Origin of the sequence: Kitasatospora sp. NPDC004799 (genome assembly GCF_040609095.1) — a bacterium.
GTDB lineage: Bacteria > Actinomycetota > Actinomycetes > Streptomycetales > Streptomycetaceae > Kitasatospora.
This window is the reverse complement of the sequence record NZ_JBEXJK010000026.1, coordinates 24929-40385: the sequence shown is the minus strand read 5'-3', so window position 1 is coordinate 40385 and position 15457 is coordinate 24929. Positions and strand designations below refer to the sequence as shown.

The following is a 15457-nucleotide window of genomic DNA, read 5'->3' as shown; positions in this document are numbered from 1 at the left end:
GGGCGCACGCCGCCCACGCGGCGGCCCGCGAGCGCTGCGCGGCACTGGCCGCGATCGGGCAGCAGCTGACCGGGCTGGCCGGGGAACTGGCCCCGGCGCTGGACCGGTACGGGCGGATCAACCGGCTCGCCGCGCTCGCGGCCGGCACCTCGGCCGAGAACCGGCTGCGGATGCGCCTGGAGTCGTACGTCCTGGCGGCCCGGCTGGAGCAGGTCGCGGCGGCGGCCAGCGACCGGCTAGTCCGGATGTCCGGCGGGCGCTACACCCTGGTGCACAGCGACGACCGGGGCACCGGCACCAAGCGCTCGGGCCTGGCCCTGCGGGTGGTCGACGCCTGGACGGGCACCGAGCGGGACACCGCGACCCTCTCCGGCGGCGAGAGCTTCTTCGCCTCGCTCTCCCTCGCCCTCGGCCTGGCCGACGTGGTCACCGACGAGGCGGGCGGCATGCCGCTGGACACCCTCTTCATCGACGAGGGCTTCGGCACCCTGGACGAGCACGCCCTGGAGGAGGTCATGGACGTCCTGGACGGCCTGCGCGAGCGGGACCGCGCGGTCGGCATCGTCAGCCACGTGGCCGACCTGCGCAGCCGCATCCCCGCCCAGCTGCTGGTCCGCAAGGGGCGGCACGGCTCGACCCTGGCGCTGGCCGGGCGGGAGGACGCGTAGCGCCGGGCGGATCGGCTCGGGGCAGCCGAGGGGGTCAGCCCGAGCAGGCGATCCGCTGGGCCTGCTGCCACGCGCAGACCGGGCAGAGGGTGCTGCCCGGCTGGTCGGCGGGCAGCTCGGTCGGCTCGCCGCACAGCACGCAGTCGGCGCGCGGCCCGGCCGCCTCCGGGTCGTGCCGCAGCGCCGCCTCCGCTCCGCCGTCGGGCGCGAGGTCGCAGACGCCCGCTTCCTGGTTCGTACCGGTGTCGCTCATGCCGCCTTCCTACTCCGCACCCCCGCCCCGCTGCAACAGGCCCCCCGGCCTGCGCCCGGCCCGGCCCGGCCGGTCCCAGGCGGCCCCGGGCGGTTCCCGGCGGACGGACGACGGACGGACGACGGACGGACGACGGACGACGGACGACAGATGTCAGCGAACAGACTTCAGCGAACAGATTTCAGAAAACGTTCGCTGAAATCCGTCGGCTGAAATCTGTTCGCCGTCGCCCGCCGGACCGCACCCCGCCCGCCCCGCCGCCGACCGCCTCCCGCCCAGCGGCTACCGTGACCGGCATGCCCACCGACCTGCACCGACGCCTGCTCGCCGCCCGCGCCACCAACCCGTCGTACCCCGAGGTGGGCGCCACCCGGGGCGGGGGCGGGCGGCTTCCGGACGGCTACGCCCACCTGCGGCGGCGGGTCCACCTGGGGCACGGCCCGGAGGTCCTGGAGCGGGCCGGACGGTACGTCCTCGGCTGGGGCAGCCAGTTGGGCACCGGCTTCGCGGTCCACCCGGCCGGCCCGGCCCGGGAGGGCGAAACGGTACTGCTGCGGCTCAACCTGCCGGGGACCCGGTGGCCGCGGCTGGTGATCCCCTGCCGGGTGGTGTGGACGGTGGACGAGCCAGACCGGATCGGGTTCGGCTACGGGACCCTCCCCGGACACCCCGAGTGCGGCGAGGAGGCGTTCCTGGTGTCGATGGACGCCGACGGCGAGGTATGGTTCGAGGTCACCGCGTTCTCCCGGTTGTCCGCCTGGTACGCCAGGCTGGGCCGGCCGGTGGCGCTGCTCTGCCAGCACCTGGCGATCGAGCGCTACCTCGCCGCGGTGGCCGCGCACGTCCGCCGGCTCGGCTGAGGCCACCGAAACCGCCCGCCGAACAACCTCACACCCGGGCGTCAGCCGAGGAAGGACAGCCGGACCGTCCGGCGCGGGTTGTCCCCGTTGGTGTCGATCAGCACCACCGACTGCCAGATGCCGAGCGCCAGTTGGCCGCCGAGCACCGGCAGGGTGGCGTGCGGGGCGACCAGGCCCGGCACCACGTGGTCCCGGCCGTGGCCGGGGCTGCCGTGCCGGTGGCGCCAGCGGTCGTCGGCCGGCAGCAGGTCGCGCAGGGTGGCGAGGAAGTCGTCGTCGCTGCCGGAGCCGGTCTCCAGCACCGCGATCCCCGCGGTGGCGTGCGGGACGAAGACGTTGAGCAGGCCGTCGCGCCCGGCCGCCCGTTCGTCGAGGAACGCGGCGCAGCGGTCGGTGATGTCGAGCGCGACCTCGCGGCTGCCGGTGGTGATCTCGAAGGTGCTGCTCTGGAAGGTGGGGGCCGGGAATGCACCGGTCTGGGTGGAATGGTTGTTGTCCGCCATGGCGCCATCCTGTCCCAGGTCAGCGGACCGGGCGTACTCCCTCGCCGACTCGCCCTACCGGAGCGGCGAACTCGCATAAGGTGAAAGGTTCAGACCACAACGGCCCCGAACAACCGGGCCACCCGCCCGGGCACCGTCCAGACAATCACCCGGGCACACCGAAGACCCGGCGGACCGGACGGTCCACCGGGTCGGTTCCGACCGGGCGGCGGGGAGGGACCCGCGCCGCGTCGGCCGGTCAGGCCCTAGCCGCGCCCGCCGAAGAGACTCCGCCGCAGCCGACGCAGCGGCGTCAGCAGCGAGATCCGGGTGTGGCGACGGCGGGCCGTCGGGGCCCCGGCGCCGCGCGGCGTGAGTTCCCTTATCAACCCGAGCGCCTCGGCGGTGTCCACCGCCGGGAGTGCGGGCGCGCCGAGCACGGCCAGGTGTCGGTCGATCCGGCGGCCGGTCGTGCCGACACCGCACTGGACCGCCGGCACGCGGGGCCGAGTCCGCACTTGCATGTGTTCCATCAGTTTTCCCACCCCTACGAGGCGCCAGGGCCGTGAGGCGAAGACTATCCGTGACAGACGGCCTTCGCGCAACCGTCCTTGGTGTTGTGCCACCGTATCGTGCGACGTCAACTGACGAAGCACCAGGGGCGGCCCGGGCCGGTCACGACTAGGCATCAATGATGGTGCACGACCGGCCGTCCGTCACCGGGGCGGGCGGGCGCGGATACGGCGACCGAGTGCGCGGCATGCGCCCGGCGCACCGCGACACCCCGCCCCGCACCCCGCGTCGGCCCGCCCCGCAAGCGGCCCGCACGCGCGCCGCACCCCGCCTCACCGCCGCCCCCGCCGTCACGCCATCGCGCCATCGCGCCGTACCACCGTCGCCAGGTAGCCGTATCGCCGTCGCCATATAGGGGACAGCCGCCACATCGACAAAGCGATCACCATGGCGCCCGCCGAGCGACGTCCCGCCCAGCCGAAACAGGCGCGGCCGACGCCGTGACCGGATGACTTCAGGAAGTGAACACATTCGAGGGATTGACTCCCGCGAAACCTCCAAGCAATATCTGATGCACGCGCCAGTGCTCGCACCGCACTCAAGCGCGTGTTCGAGTGATGAAGAACTCCGGCTCCCGCGAGCCACTGCCGGCCGCCTCGACGCTGCGGTGGCCAGGCTCGCGCGGTGCCCGGACCGGCGGTCGGCCGTAGAGGGTCGGCCGGACCGCCACCTGACTGCCGGTGCCGCCCCGCAAGGGGCCCGGCACCGGCGGTCCCGGGTCCACCCCGGGCAAGTCCCACCCCGGGCATCCCGGACGCCCCCAGACACCCCTTCCCGGGCCCCCATCGGCCCTCGGAAGCCGCGCCCCGGACGTCCGCGCAGGTCGCACCCGGTGGATCGGTACACTCGGCCAGCGTGTCCCTCCTCCTCAGCATCGTGCTCCCGGTCCACGGCGTGGAGCGGTACCTCCCGCGCTGCCTCGACTCGCTCCTCGGCGACACCCCCGCCGAGGAGACCCGCTTCGAGGTGATCGCGGTCGACGACCTCTCCCCCGACGGCTCCGGCGCGATCCTGGACGCCTACGCCGCCCGCGACGACCGGCTGCGGGTGCTGCACCTCACCGAGAACCAGGGCCTCGGCGGCGCCCGCACCGCCGCCCTGCCGCAGGCCCGCGGCGAGTACCTCTGGTTCGTGGACAGCGACGACTGGGTGCCCGAGGGCACCGTCGGCGCCCTGCTGGACGAGCTGGCGCGGGAACGCGGCCGGGAGGCCCCCGCCGACGTGCTGATCACCGACTTCACCCACGTCTACCCGGACGGCGGGACGGAGCCGAACCCCTGGCGCCACGTGCTGACCGGCTCCCCGCTGGTCGAGGGCTGCACGCTGGCCGAGCACCCCGCGCTCTTCCAGACCGTGATGTCGGTGTGGAACAAGCTGTTCCGCCGCGCGTTCCTGGACGGCCTCGGGGTCTCCTTCGGCCGCGGCTACTACGAGGACATCTCGGTCACCTACCCGGCGCTGCTGGCCGCCGAACGGCTGCGCTACGTCGATCGCCCCTGCTACTTCTACCGGCGCGGCCGGGACGGCGCGATCACCGCCACCGCCTCCCCCAAGCACGCCGACGTGTTCGCCCAGTACGACGCGATCTTCGCCTTCCTGGACCGCCCGGACCGCCCCGGCCGGCCCGTCCCGGACGCGCTGCGCACCCTGGTCTTCGACCGGACCGTCCGCCAGGCGCTGAACGTCTACGACACCCCCGGGCTGGTCCCGACCGACCGGCGCAAGGACTTCTTCCAGCGGATCGCCCGGCACTTCGACCGCCACCGCCCGGCCGGCTACCGCTTCCCCGGCGGGGTGCGCGGCGTGCAGTACCGGCTGGCCGCCCGCGGCGCCCGGATCGCGTACGCGGAGCTGCGCCGCACCGGCCGGCTGCCGCGCGAACTCAAGCGCGGGGCAAGGGCGGTGGCGCCGGCGGTGAAGAAGGGGATGCGCAGCGGCGCCCGGTTCACCGCGTACAACGCGTTCCGCCGGCTGCCGCTGGACGACAACCTCGCGGTCTACGCGGCGTACTGGCACCGGGGTTACGCGTGCAGCCCGGCGGCGATCTACGAGAAGGCGAAGGAACTCGCCCCGCGGATCCGGGGCGTGTGGGTGGTGGAGAACCGCGCCCAGGCCGCCACGCTGCCGCCCGGGGTGCCGTACGTGATCGTCAACACCCCCGCCTACCTCAAGGCGATGGCGACCGCCAGGTATTTCGTCAACAACGTCAACTTCCCCCGCACCATGACGAAGCGGCCGGGCACGGTGCACGTCCAGACCCAGCACGGCACCCCGCTCAAGGCGATGGGCATGGACCTGCGCGACCACCCGGCGGCGGCCGAGGGAATGGACTTCGACCTGCTCCAGGAGGCCGTCGACCGCTGGGACTTCCTGGTCTCGCCCAACCCGCACACCAGCACGCACTTCGCCCGCGCCTTCCCCGGCCGGTACGAGATGCTGGACACCGGCTACCCGCGCAACGACCGGCTGGTGAACGCCACTTCGGACGAGGTCCGGGCGATGCGCGAGCGGCTCGGGCTGCGGCCGGACACCCGGGCGGTGCTGTACGCGCCGACCCACCGCGGCAGCAAGGGCGGCTACGTGCCGCTGCTGGACGTGGCGGAGCTGGCCCGGCGGCTGGGCCCGGACTTCACGCTGCTGGTGCGCACCCACTACTTCCACGCCGACGGCCCGGGCGACCTGTCGGGGGGCGGCGCGGAGTCGGCGCGGATCGTGGACGTCTCGGCGCACCCGACCGTCGAGGACCTCTACCTGGCGGCGGACGCGCTGGTGACGGACTACTCGTCGATGATGTTCGACTACGCGGTGCTGGACCGGCCGGTGGTGATCTTCGCTCCGGACTGGGAGGAGTACCAGCGGGAGCGCGGCGTCTACTTCGACCTGTTCGCGGAGCCGCCGGGCGCGGTCACGGTGGACGCGGACGGCCTGGCGCGGGCGCTGCTGGCGGGCGACCCGGAGCCGGCGGCGCGGGCGCGGTTCCGGGCGAAGTTCTGCGTCTGGGACGACGGCGGGGCCGCGGAGCGGGTGGTGCGCCGGGTGTTCCCAGTGGAGAAGTAGCAGCCCCGGCACGGAATCCGCGGCTACCGGCACGGCCCCCGGGACGGAACCGGCGGACCCTCCGGAACCGGCGGAGCCTCCGGACGGGGCCGGTGCCGCCGGTACGGCGACCGGCCCCGTCGGCGCGGGCTCAGCGCCGGCGGGCGGCCAGGAACTCCTCGAAGGTCAGCACGCCGTCGTGGTCGGTGTCCATGCTGTGGATCAGCGCCTCGGCCATCGAGAGGGTGACGTCGTGGTCGCCCATCTCGTTGGCGGCCAGGGCGTACTCGGCCGCGGTGATCCGGCCGTCACCGTCCTTGTCGAAGCGGTCGAAAAAGGCCTTGATCGCCTCGGTGGTCTCCATCGTTCCCTCCTGGGTACTGCGGGGTGTCGCTCGGTTCGGACGGCCGTACACTACCCGGCCGTGGCGCGCGCCACGGTCGCCGGGAGTGGACGTGCGCGGGGGTGGGTGTCGTAGTCTGCGGATCTGATTGCAGGCCCGGGCTCCTCCCGGGCGGTCGTTCGTCCAGGGAGGGAATCGTGCTCGACCTCGTCACCAAGTTGGTGCTGAAACCGGTATCGCGGGGGATCTGGCGGCCGGTCATCGAGGGAATCGAGAACGTGCCGCGCAAGGGCGGGGTGATCCTCGCCAGCAACCACCTGTCCTTCATCGACAGCGTGGTGATCCCGCTGACCGCCCCGCGCCGGGTGCACTTCCTCGCCAAGGCCGAGTACTTCACCGGCACCGGGTTCAAGGGCCGGCTCTCCAAGGGCTTCTTCGAGGCGATCGGCGCGGTGCCGGTCGAGCGCGGCACCTACCGTTCCGCCCAGGCCTCGCTGGAGTCGGCGCTGGAGATCCTGGAGGACGGCAAGGCCTTCGGCATCTACCCCGAGGGCACCCGCTCGCTGGACGGCCGGCTCTACCGGGGCAAGACGGGCGTCGCCTGGCTCGCGCTGACCGCGGGCGTGCCCGTGGTGCCGGTGGCGCTGGAGGGTCCGGAGCAGATCCTGCCGGTGGGCAAGCGGGTGCCCCGGCTGAAGAAGGTGACGGTCCGTTTCGGCGAGCCGCTGCACTTCGACGAGCTGCACGGGCAGGCCCGCTCGCTGAAGGCCCGTCGGCAGGTGACCGACGAGGTGATGGCGGCCATCCAGCGGCTCTCCGGCCAGGAGGTCGCGGAGAACTACAACGAGGTCCCGAAGGCGGCCTGACCGCCGCTCCGCGGTCGGCGTGACGGGCCCGGACGACGGCCCGGGTTCGTCACGCCTGCCCGAGCGCGGCCGGTTCCGGCCGGCCGACGGCCTCCGGCACCTCCCGGCGCAGCAGCGCCGCGTAGCGCCCGTCCAGCGCCACCAGTTCCTCGTGGGTGCCGAGTTCGACCACCTCGCCGCGGTCCAGGACGGCGATCTGGTCGGCACCGCGGACGGTGGAGAGCCGGTGCGCGACGGTGATGGTGGTGCGGCCGGCGGCCAGGGTGTCGACGGCCTGCTGGACGGCGTGCTCGGTGCGGTTGTCGAGCGCGCTGGTGGCCTCGTCGAGGATGAGCACCGGCGGATTGCGCAGGATCGTCCGGGCGAGCGCGAGGCGCTGCTTCTCGCCGCCGGAGAAGCGGTAGCCGCGCTCGCCGACCAGGGTGTCGTAGCCGTCCGGGAGGGCGGCGATGGTGTCGTGGATCTGCGCGGCCCGGGCGGCCTCGACCAGTTCGGCGTCGCTGGCGCCCGGCTTGGCGAAGCGCAGGTTCTCGGCGACCGAGGCGTGAAAGAGGTAGGTCTCCTGGGAGACCACGCCGACCGCGCGGGCCAGGGTCTCGAAGGACAGCTCGCGCACGTCCACGCCGTCCAGGGTGACCCGTCCGCCGGTGACGTCGTACAGCCGCGGGACGAGGTAGCTGAGGGTGGTCTTGCCCGAGCCGGTCTCACCGACCACGGCCAGTGAGCTCCCGGCCGGGACGTGGAGGTCGACGCCGGCCAGGGTCGGGCGCTCCTGAGCGGGGTCGTAGCGGAAGTCCACGCCCTTGAAGCGGACCTCGCCGCGGACGTCGGCCAGGGTGACCGGGTCGGCCGGCTCGTCGATCTCCACCGGCAGGTCGAGGTACTCGAAGATGCGCTGGAAGAGCGCGAGCGAGGTCTGCACGTCCACGCCGGTGGAGAGCAGGCTGACGGTCGGGCGGAACAGGCCCTGCTGGAGGGTGACGAAGGCGACCAGGGTGCCGACCGAGACGATCGGCGCGCCGGCGGCGGAGGTCAGCCCGGCGGCCCAGTAGATCAGCGCGGGCATCGCGGCCATCACGATCTGGATGGTGTTCATCCGCCAGCGCCCGGCCATGCTGGCCCGCACCTCCAGGTCGGCGAGCCGGTCGGACTGCTCGGTGAACTCGCGGGCGAGCGAGCCGGAGCGGCCCATCGTGCGGCCGAGCAGGATGCCGCTGACCGAGAGCGACTCCTGGACCGCCGAGCTCATCGCGGCCAGCTGCTGCTGCCGCTCGGTGGTGATCCTCTTGCGCTCCTGGCCGACCCGGCGGCTGATCCAGACGAACAGCGGGAGCAGCAGCAGCGAGACGACGGTCAGCCGCCAGTCGAGGGCCACCATGGCGACGACGGAGGCGACCACCGCGGTCAGGTTGGAGACCAGGCTGGTCGCGGTGGACGTCACGGTGGACTGCATGCCGCCGATGTCGTTGGCGATCCGGGACTGCACCTCGCCGGTGCGGGTGCGGGTGAAGAAGGCCAGCGACTGCCGCTGGAGGTGGCCGTAGACGGCGGTGCGCAGGTCGTGCATCACGCGCTGGCCGACGGTGGTGGAGATCAGCGTCTGGAGGACGTTGAAGATGCTGTTCACCACGGCGGTCAGGATCATCCCGAGCGCGAGCAGGCTGAGCAGCCCGGTGCGGCCCTGCGGGATGGCGGTGTCCAGGACGGCCCTGAGCAGGAACGGCGAGACGACCGAGACCACGGCGGAGGCGGCGACCAGCAGCCCGACGGCTGTCAGGCGGCCCCGGTAGGGGCGGAAGAGCGCGAGGATGCGGCGCCACTCGGCGGGTGGGCGGGGTTCGCCCTCGGGGCGGTCGGGCGGGGTCCAGGCGATGGCGGTGGGCCTCAAGGACGGGCCTCCCAGGGTGGGGCGGTCGGTCGGGCGGTCGGGCTGGGATCAGCATAGCGAGGATAGCTCATAGTTAGACAAGCTAATAGTGAGGGATGCTCTATTCCTCGCCCCGCGCCGCCCTCGACCCGCACCGCCCGCACCGTCCGCGCCCGTGCGCCCGCGCGCCCCTGCGCCCGTGCGCCCGACCGCCCCCGCCGTCAGTTGCTCCGGTAGGTGCGCGCCGCCTCCGAGGAGATCCCGCCGAGCTTGCCGGCGGGCAGCACCCGGGCGACGGCCACCGCGGCCTTGTACCGCTTGCCCGGCACGGAGACGGACCGCCCGCGCGCCAGGTCGCGCATCGCCTCGTCCACCACCCGCTCCGCGGAGAGCCAGGACCAGGAGGGGATGTTGCCCGTACCCATGCCGGCCCGCTCGTGGAACTCGGTGCGGGTGAAGCCCGGGCAGAGCGCCATCATCCGCACGCCCGTCCCGCCGAGGTCGCGCAGCACGCCCTGGGTGAAGCTGACCACCCAGGCCTTGCTCGCGCCGTACGTGCCGCGCGGCAGGAAGGCGGCCACCGAGGCGACGTTGACGATCGCGCCGCGGCCGCGCTCCCGCATGCCGGGCAGGGCGGCCGTGGTCAGCCGCAGGACCGCCTCGATGTGCACCTTCAGCATGGCCAGCTCGTCCTGGAGCGGGACGGTCCCGAAGGCCCCCTTGTTGCCGAAGCCGGCGTTGTTCACCAGGAGGTCGACCGGGCGGGCGGAGTCGGCGAGCCGGGCCTCCACCGCGCCGATGCCCTCCTCGGTCGCGAGGTCGGCGGTCAGCACCTCCGTCTCGATGCCGTACCTGCCGTGCAGGTCGGCGGCGGCGCGCTCGAGGCGCTCGGTGTCCCGGGCCACCAGGACGAGCTGGTAGCCGCTGCGGGCGAGCCGGCGGGCGAAGGCGGCTCCGATGCCGGCGGTCGCGCCGGTGATCAAGGCTGTGGTCATGCCCCCGACCGTACCGACTCCCCGCATCCGGGCCCACACCGAGGGCAACGTCCCAGCTCAGCGGACTGGGGATGCATATCCCTGAGGAGGCTCGTAATGTCGAACAGGGGCACCGTCCGACCGGGCGGTGAAATCCAGATGAGGAGGCACATCTGATGCTTACTCAGTTCCGGACCGAAACCGCTTCGACGTCACGCAGTGCGACGCTCGAGGCCGAAACACTCGCGAGCCTGATGGTGGAGGACGAGGCCGTCGTGTCCGACGCGCCCACGTACCTGCCCGAGGCCGCCGGCGCGGTGCTGCTCGCCGCCCTGCTGCTCCTCTCGCCGAAGGGCCCCAAGGAGAAGCCGACCCGGTAGGCCGGCTTCTCCCCTGTCGGGCCTCGTGCCCGTGACCAACCCTCCTGAAGGGGGACCCGATCGCCATGCCAACCGCCGAGACCCCTCTCCGTGACGAGTACGCCGCGGCGGTCGAGCGGGTGGCGGACCGGACCCTCGCCGTCCTCCGGGACGGCGAGGGCACGGCCGCACTCGCGGACCCCGACAGCCTCGTGCCCCGCCCGCTGCTGGCCGCGGTACGGGTGCTCGGCGCGGACGTCTTCGCCCCGCAGCTGCTCACCGGCGCGGAGCCCGACGGCACCACCGCCGCGCTGCTGGCCGAGGCACGCGTGGCCTTCCCCGCACCCGCCCCCTCCTCCGCGGAGGCCGCGCTGGTGATCTCCTGGCAGGACTGGGCGGCCGCCCAGGTCCTCGCCCGCACGCCGTACGGGGCGGCCGTGCGACCGCCCGCCGTGCTGTCCGACCCGGACGAGGTCGGCTGGCAGGCCTGGTCGAAGCGGATGGCCCAGCTGTCCTCGCTGGCGCTGCCGACGCTCGACGGCCCGATGCACGACGCCGCCCGCACCCACACCCTGGCCCTGGCCCGCGGCACCGTCCGCTGCATGCTCCGGCGCGACCCCACCACCGCCGTCCGGCTCGCCCGCTGGCTCGCCTGGGTCGGCGCCGAGGGCCGGCCGCTCCGGCTGGAGATCGAACCCGTCCTGGACCGGATCCGCCTGGCCGGCGACGGAACCTCCCGGTCCGTCCTCGAACTCACCATTGCCCAGTGCCTGTTGAACGGGGCGACGAGATGACCGACACCGAGGTGCTCGCCACCGCCCAACAGCTCGGCTCCCGGTCACTGGCCTGGCTGCACTCCGGCTACCAGCGGGGCTACAGCCGGCTGGAGGAGAGCACGATCGTCGACCTGGCCGACCCCGAAGACGTCTACAAGCCGCTCTGCGAGGCCGCCCTGGCCTCCTCCCTGGTCCTGCGCGACGGCGTCACCGGCCCGCACGACGCCCGTCTCGCGCGCGAACTGCTCGAAGCCGCCTGGGCCCAGCTGGGCGAGGGCGACCTGCTGCTCGAACGGCAGCTGCGGCACGTCACCCTCGTCGACCCGCTGGAGACGTACGGCCACTTCGCCCGGTCCGGATACCGCCACGCCGCCATGGAGGAACTGCTCACCTCGATCGGCCGGCTCCGGGCCGTGCACGCCGTCGAGATCCAGGGCAGCCGCCACCTCGCCCTCGCCAACGCCCGCCGGATCGCGGGCCTCGAACCCCGGCCGGACTTCGCCAAGCTGGCCCGGAACACCTGGCTCGGCGCCCTCCCCGAGCCGTGGACCATCGCCTGGGTGATCGCCTACCAGGTCACCCACACCGTCTTCCACCTCACCGACTGGGGCGCCCGGCCCGAGTGCCTGCCCGAGCCGATGCGCGACTACCTGCGCGACTGGCTGCCGGTCTGGCTCGACATCTGGCTGGAGATCGAGCAGTGGGACCTCGCCGGCGAGCTGCTCATCGTGGACTCCTGCATCGGCGAGCCGGTCACCGGCCGAGCCGGCTGGGACGCGCTGACCGCGGCCCAGCAGCCCGACGGGATGATCAAGTGCGAGGGCTCCGCTCCCGACAACGACGACCCGGAGGAGGACTTCCGCCAGCACTGCCACACCGCGGTGGTCGGGGTCGTGGCCGCCACCGTCACGCTCTCCCGGGCGCTCGGCGGCACACCGGTGGCCCCTTGAGCGGGCCGGACGCGAGCGGACCCGGCGCGAGCGGGCCGGGTGCGAGCAGGCCAGGCGCGTACGGACCCGGCGCGAGCGGGCCGGGTCCGCGCGCCCTGGACGCCGCGGTCGCGGCGGTGGTGCGGGCTGCCCGGCCCTACGCCACCGCCGTGACGGTCGCCCTCATCCACGGGGACCGGGCGGACGTGCGCTGCTTCGGGCGGACCGGACGCAGCCCGGCCGCGCCGCCCTGCACCCCCGACACCGTCTTCGAACTCGGCTCCGTCAGCAAGACGTTCACCGCGCTGCTGCTCGCGGAGATGGTCGCGCGCGGTGAACTCTGCCTGGACGACCCGGTCGAGCGCCGGCTGCCGCGGTGCTGGCGCGCGGCGAAGGTCCGGTCGGCGGAACCCATCCGACTGCTCCACCTGGCCACCCACACCTCGGGCCTGCCCGGGCTCCCCCCGGGCCTGCTCGCGAGGGCCGTACCGGCCTGGTTCAGCAACCCGTACGAGACGTACGGCGACGAGCAGTTGAGGGATGGACTTGCCCGAACCACCGTACGGGGAAAGCCCGGTAGCCGGTACGCGTACTCCAACTACGGTGTCGGACTGCTCGGTCGGGTGCTCGCCGAGACGGGTGGGCTGCCGTACGGGGAGCTGCTCACCGAACGGGTCTGCCGCCCCCTCGGCCTGCGGTCCACGACCTGCGCCCCGGACCCGCCGGGCCGGGCCATCGGCTACCGGCACGGACGGGCGCTCCCGCCCTGGCGGATCCCCGGACTGCCGGGGGCCGGCGCCGTCCGGGCCGACGGGGCCGACCTGCTGCGCTACCTCCGGGCCCACCTGGACGGCGGGCCGCCGACCGGCCCCGGCGCCGCACGGTCGACGGCCCCGGGCGGTGGGCTGGGAGCCGCCCTGCGGGACGTCCAGCGGCTGCGGTTGCGGCTGCCGCACTCGACCGACCGGATCGGCCTGGTGTGGATGCACCGCCGCTCGGGCGACCGCGACCTCTACTTCCACAGCGGCGGCACCCGGGGGTTCACCGCGTTCGTGGGATTCTCGCCGGACGGTCCGGCGGCCGTCGCGGCCGTGGCCAACACCGCTCCGGCCCTCGACGGCCGGTTCGTCCAGGCCGGGTACGAGCTCCTGCGGACCGCCGGCCGTACGGCGTAGCCGGGTGCGTCCTGAGCGACGACGGCCCCTGAGGAGAGCGGCCTCGGACCACGGCTACCTCTGACCACGGCGGCCTCAGACCGCCACGGCCTTCGCGCGGTCAGCGGCGATGTGCACGGCGAGGCCGGCGAGGACGGTGCCCATCGCGTAGCGCTGGATCCGCAGCCAGCCGGGGCGGCGGTTGAGGAAGGCCGCGATGCCGCCCGCGCTCACCGCGATCAGGCCGTTGACGGTGATCGCGATCGCGATCTGGACCAGGCCCAGCAGCAGGCTCTGCACGGCGACGTGACCGCGCTCCGGGGCCACGAACTGGGGCAGCAGCGAGATGTACATGATGGCGATCTTGGGGTTGAGCAGGCAGGTCAGGAAGCCCATGACGAACAGCCGGCGCGGCGGGTCCGGCGGCAGCTGCTGCGGGGCGAAGACCGCCGTGCCGCCCGGCTTGACCGCCTTCCAGGCCAGCCAGAGCAGGTACCCGGCGCCGGCCAGCTTGATCACGGTGTAGAGGGCGGGCACCACCGAGAACACCGCGGCCACCCCCGCCGTCACCGCGACCAGGTAGACCAGGAAGCCGGCCGCGACCCCGGTCAGCGAGATCAGCCCGGCGCGGCGGCCCTGCGCGATCGAGCGGGAGACCAGGTAGATCATGTTCGGCCCGGGCGACAGCACCATGCCCAGCGCCACGGCGGCGATCCCGAGCACGGCCCGGCCGTCCACGGCGGATGTCAACGCGTCCATGCGAGGAGGCTAGGCCGGGCCATCAGGTCGATGCAATGATGACTTTGCACTCGGTGCAATGTGGGCGGGCCGCTGTGCCTGCCGTTGCGAGGGACCGCTGGAGGGCCGACCGCCATGGACGACTACCGCCTGATCGCCGACCGGATCGCCGCCGAGATCGCGGACGGGCGGCTGCGGCCCGGCCAGCAGCTGCCCACCCAGCGCGCGTTCGCCCGCGGCCGGGGCATCGCGAACTCGACGGCGGGGCGCGTCTACCGGGAGCTGGCCCGGCGCGGGCTGACCGTCGGGGAGGTCGGGCGCGGGACCTTCGTCCGGGCCGGGCGGGCACCGGACGGCGCCCGGGTGGCGCTCGCGGAGCCCGCGGCCGCCCCGGTGGACCTGGAGCTCAACTACCCCTCCGTCCCCGGGCAGGCCGAGCTGCTGGCGGGCGGGCTGGCGCCGCTGCTGCGGCCGGACGCGCTGGGCGACGCCCTGCGGCCGGTCGGCGCGGCCGGGACGGCGGCGGCCCGGCGGGCCTTCGCGGGGCTGGTGTCGGCCGGTGCCCGGGAGGTCAGTGCCCGGGAGGTCGGGCCGGAGCGGCTGCTGTTCGCCGGCAACGGGCGGCAGGCCATCGCCGGGGCGCTGTCCGCACTGGTGCCGCCCGGGCAGCGGCTGGGCGTGGAGGAGCTGACCTATCCGGTGGTCCGGGCGGTGGCGGAGCGGCTGGGCATCACGCTGGTTCCGCTGGCGGTGGACGAGCACGGACTGCTGCCGGACGCCGTGGCGGCCGCCCACCGGGCCGGGCCGCTGAGCGCGGTGTACGTGCAGCCGCGCCTGCAGAACCCGCTCGGCGTGAGCCTGCCGCCGGAGCGGGCGGCGGCGCTGGTGGCGGAGCTGCGGCGGCTCGACCTGCCGGTGGTCGAGGACGCCATCTGGTCCTTCCTGCGGCCCGACCTGGCGCCGCTGGCCGCGCTCGCACCGGAGCGCACCGTGCTCGTGGACAGCCTCTCCAAACGGCTCGCACCGGGGCTGACCACCGGGTTCGCGGTCGTCCCGGCGGCGCTGCGCGAGCGGGTGGCGGGGGCACTGCGCGCGGGCGGGTGGGCGCCGAGCGGCTTCGCGCTGGAGGCGGCGGTGCGCTGGATCGGGGACGGCACGCTGGCGGCTGTGGAGACGGCGAAGCGGGCCGACGCGACGGCCCGGCAGCTGCTGGCGCGCGAGGTGCTGACGGGGCAGCGGCTGCGGTCCGACCCGTGCTCGTACTACCTGTGGTGGGAGCTGCCGACGGGCCAGCGAGCGGAGACCTTCGTCGCGGAGGCCGCGCGCGCCGGGATCTCGGTCACGCCCGCGGCGGCCTTCGCCGTCGACCCCCGGCGCTCGCCCTCCGCCGTCCGGGTCGGGCTCGCTTCACCGCCGCTGCCGGTGCTGGCGCGGGCGCTGGAGACGCTGGCGGGGATCGCGGCGGGCGGCGGGGCAGCGGACAGCTGACAACCGACAGATGACAGATTTCATCATCTGTCATCTGTCATCTGTTCGCTGAAATCTGTCCGCTGTCCGCCGCTGTGGTCACCCGTCACCC

The 15457-nt window shown here is 74.0% G+C and carries 16 protein-coding genes; 9 read left to right on the top strand and 7 right to left on the bottom strand.

Going from position 1 to position 15457, the window contains the following annotated elements; genetic code table 11:
- Positions 1-668 (top strand): SbcC/MukB-like Walker B domain-containing protein (locus tag ABZW03_RS06145; protein ID WP_355252953.1); only part of this gene is annotated, 668 nt, incomplete at its 5' end.
- 34 nt (positions 669-702) lie between these two features.
- On the opposite strand, the gene ABZW03_RS06140 is transcribed toward ABZW03_RS06145, so the two are convergent.
- A complete protein-coding gene (locus tag ABZW03_RS06140) occupies positions 703-921 on the bottom strand; it encodes a hypothetical protein (RefSeq protein ID WP_355252950.1) in 219 nt (72 codons plus the stop codon).
- 296 nt (positions 922-1217) lie between these two features.
- Between ABZW03_RS06140 and ABZW03_RS06135 the strand changes: the two genes are divergently transcribed.
- The gene (locus ABZW03_RS06135; protein WP_355252947.1) at positions 1218-1781 is read left to right on the top strand and encodes a DUF1990 domain-containing protein; all 564 of its coding nucleotides are present in this window, start codon (positions 1218-1220) and stop codon (positions 1779-1781) included.
- A gap of 41 nt (positions 1782-1822) precedes the next feature.
- On the opposite strand, the gene ABZW03_RS06130 is transcribed toward ABZW03_RS06135, so the two are convergent.
- Together ABZW03_RS06130 and ABZW03_RS06125 are read right to left on the bottom strand one after the other, a co-directional pair.
- Positions 1823-2284, bottom strand: a complete 462-nt coding sequence (locus ABZW03_RS06130) for a YjbQ family protein (RefSeq protein WP_355252944.1) — start codon at positions 2282-2284, stop codon at positions 1823-1825.
- Positions 2285-2529: 245 nt separating this feature from the next.
- Positions 2530-2796: a hypothetical protein gene (locus ABZW03_RS06125; protein WP_355252942.1), complete on the bottom strand. Its 267-nt coding sequence runs from the start codon at positions 2794-2796 to the stop codon at positions 2530-2532.
- A gap of 895 nt (positions 2797-3691) precedes the next feature.
- On the opposite strand from ABZW03_RS06125, the gene ABZW03_RS06120 reads away from it, so the two are divergent.
- Positions 3692-5893 carry a bifunctional glycosyltransferase family 2 protein/CDP-glycerol:glycerophosphate glycerophosphotransferase gene (locus ABZW03_RS06120; RefSeq protein ID WP_355252939.1) on the top strand — a complete coding sequence of 734 codons (2202 nt, stop codon included), beginning with the start codon at positions 3692-3694 and terminating at the stop codon, positions 5891-5893.
- Positions 5894-6023: 130 nt separating this feature from the next.
- Here the strand turns inward: ABZW03_RS06120 and ABZW03_RS06115 are convergent, their stop codons facing one another.
- The gene (locus ABZW03_RS06115) at positions 6024-6236 is read right to left on the bottom strand and encodes an EF-hand domain-containing protein (protein WP_355252936.1); all 213 of its coding nucleotides are present in this window, start codon (positions 6234-6236) and stop codon (positions 6024-6026) included.
- Positions 6237-6412: 176 nt separating this feature from the next.
- Here ABZW03_RS06115 and ABZW03_RS06110 point away from each other — a divergent pair, with 176 nt between their 5' ends.
- The gene (locus ABZW03_RS06110; protein ID WP_355252933.1) at positions 6413-7081 is read left to right on the top strand and encodes a lysophospholipid acyltransferase family protein; all 669 of its coding nucleotides are present in this window, start codon (positions 6413-6415) and stop codon (positions 7079-7081) included.
- A gap of 49 nt (positions 7082-7130) precedes the next feature.
- Here the strand turns inward: ABZW03_RS06110 and ABZW03_RS06105 are convergent, their stop codons facing one another.
- A complete protein-coding gene (locus ABZW03_RS06105) occupies positions 7131-8969 on the bottom strand; it encodes an ABC transporter ATP-binding protein (protein ID WP_355252930.1) in 1839 nt (612 codons plus the stop codon).
- A 200-nt stretch (positions 8970-9169) separates the two neighbouring features.
- Complete coding sequence (locus tag ABZW03_RS06100) at positions 9170-9943, bottom strand: SDR family oxidoreductase (protein WP_355252927.1); 774 nt, start codon at positions 9941-9943, stop codon at positions 9170-9172.
- 233 nt (positions 9944-10176) lie between these two features.
- On the opposite strand from ABZW03_RS06100, the gene ABZW03_RS06095 reads away from it, so the two are divergent.
- The 4 genes from ABZW03_RS06095 to ABZW03_RS06080 all read left to right on the top strand — a co-directional run bounded on the left by ABZW03_RS06095 (position 10177) and on the right by ABZW03_RS06080 (position 13161).
- Positions 10177-10302, top strand: a complete 126-nt coding sequence (locus tag ABZW03_RS06095) for a hypothetical protein (RefSeq protein ID WP_355252924.1) — start codon at positions 10177-10179, stop codon at positions 10300-10302.
- Between the two features lie 65 nt (positions 10303-10367).
- The gene (locus ABZW03_RS06090; protein WP_355252921.1) at positions 10368-11075 is read left to right on the top strand and encodes a hypothetical protein; all 708 of its coding nucleotides are present in this window, start codon (positions 10368-10370) and stop codon (positions 11073-11075) included.
- Entirely contained in the window at positions 11048-12007 is a 960-nt protein-coding gene (locus ABZW03_RS06085) for a hypothetical protein (protein ID WP_355252918.1), read from the top strand. The genes ABZW03_RS06090 and ABZW03_RS06085 overlap by 28 nt, the downstream gene beginning before the upstream one ends.
- Before the next feature lie 149 nt (positions 12008-12156).
- Entirely contained in the window at positions 12157-13161 is a 1005-nt protein-coding gene (locus ABZW03_RS06080) for a serine hydrolase domain-containing protein (protein WP_355252915.1), read from the top strand.
- 75 nt (positions 13162-13236) lie between these two features.
- On the opposite strand, the gene ABZW03_RS06075 is transcribed toward ABZW03_RS06080, so the two are convergent.
- Complete coding sequence (locus ABZW03_RS06075; protein WP_355252913.1) at positions 13237-13899, bottom strand: LysE family translocator; 663 nt, start codon at positions 13897-13899, stop codon at positions 13237-13239.
- Between the two features lie 114 nt (positions 13900-14013).
- Between ABZW03_RS06075 and ABZW03_RS06070 the strand changes: the two genes are divergently transcribed.
- Positions 14014-15366 (top strand): PLP-dependent aminotransferase family protein, encoded by a 1353-nt coding sequence (locus ABZW03_RS06070; protein WP_355252910.1) that lies wholly within the window; start codon positions 14014-14016, stop codon positions 15364-15366.
- The last annotated feature ends 91 nt before the right edge of the window (positions 15367-15457 follow it).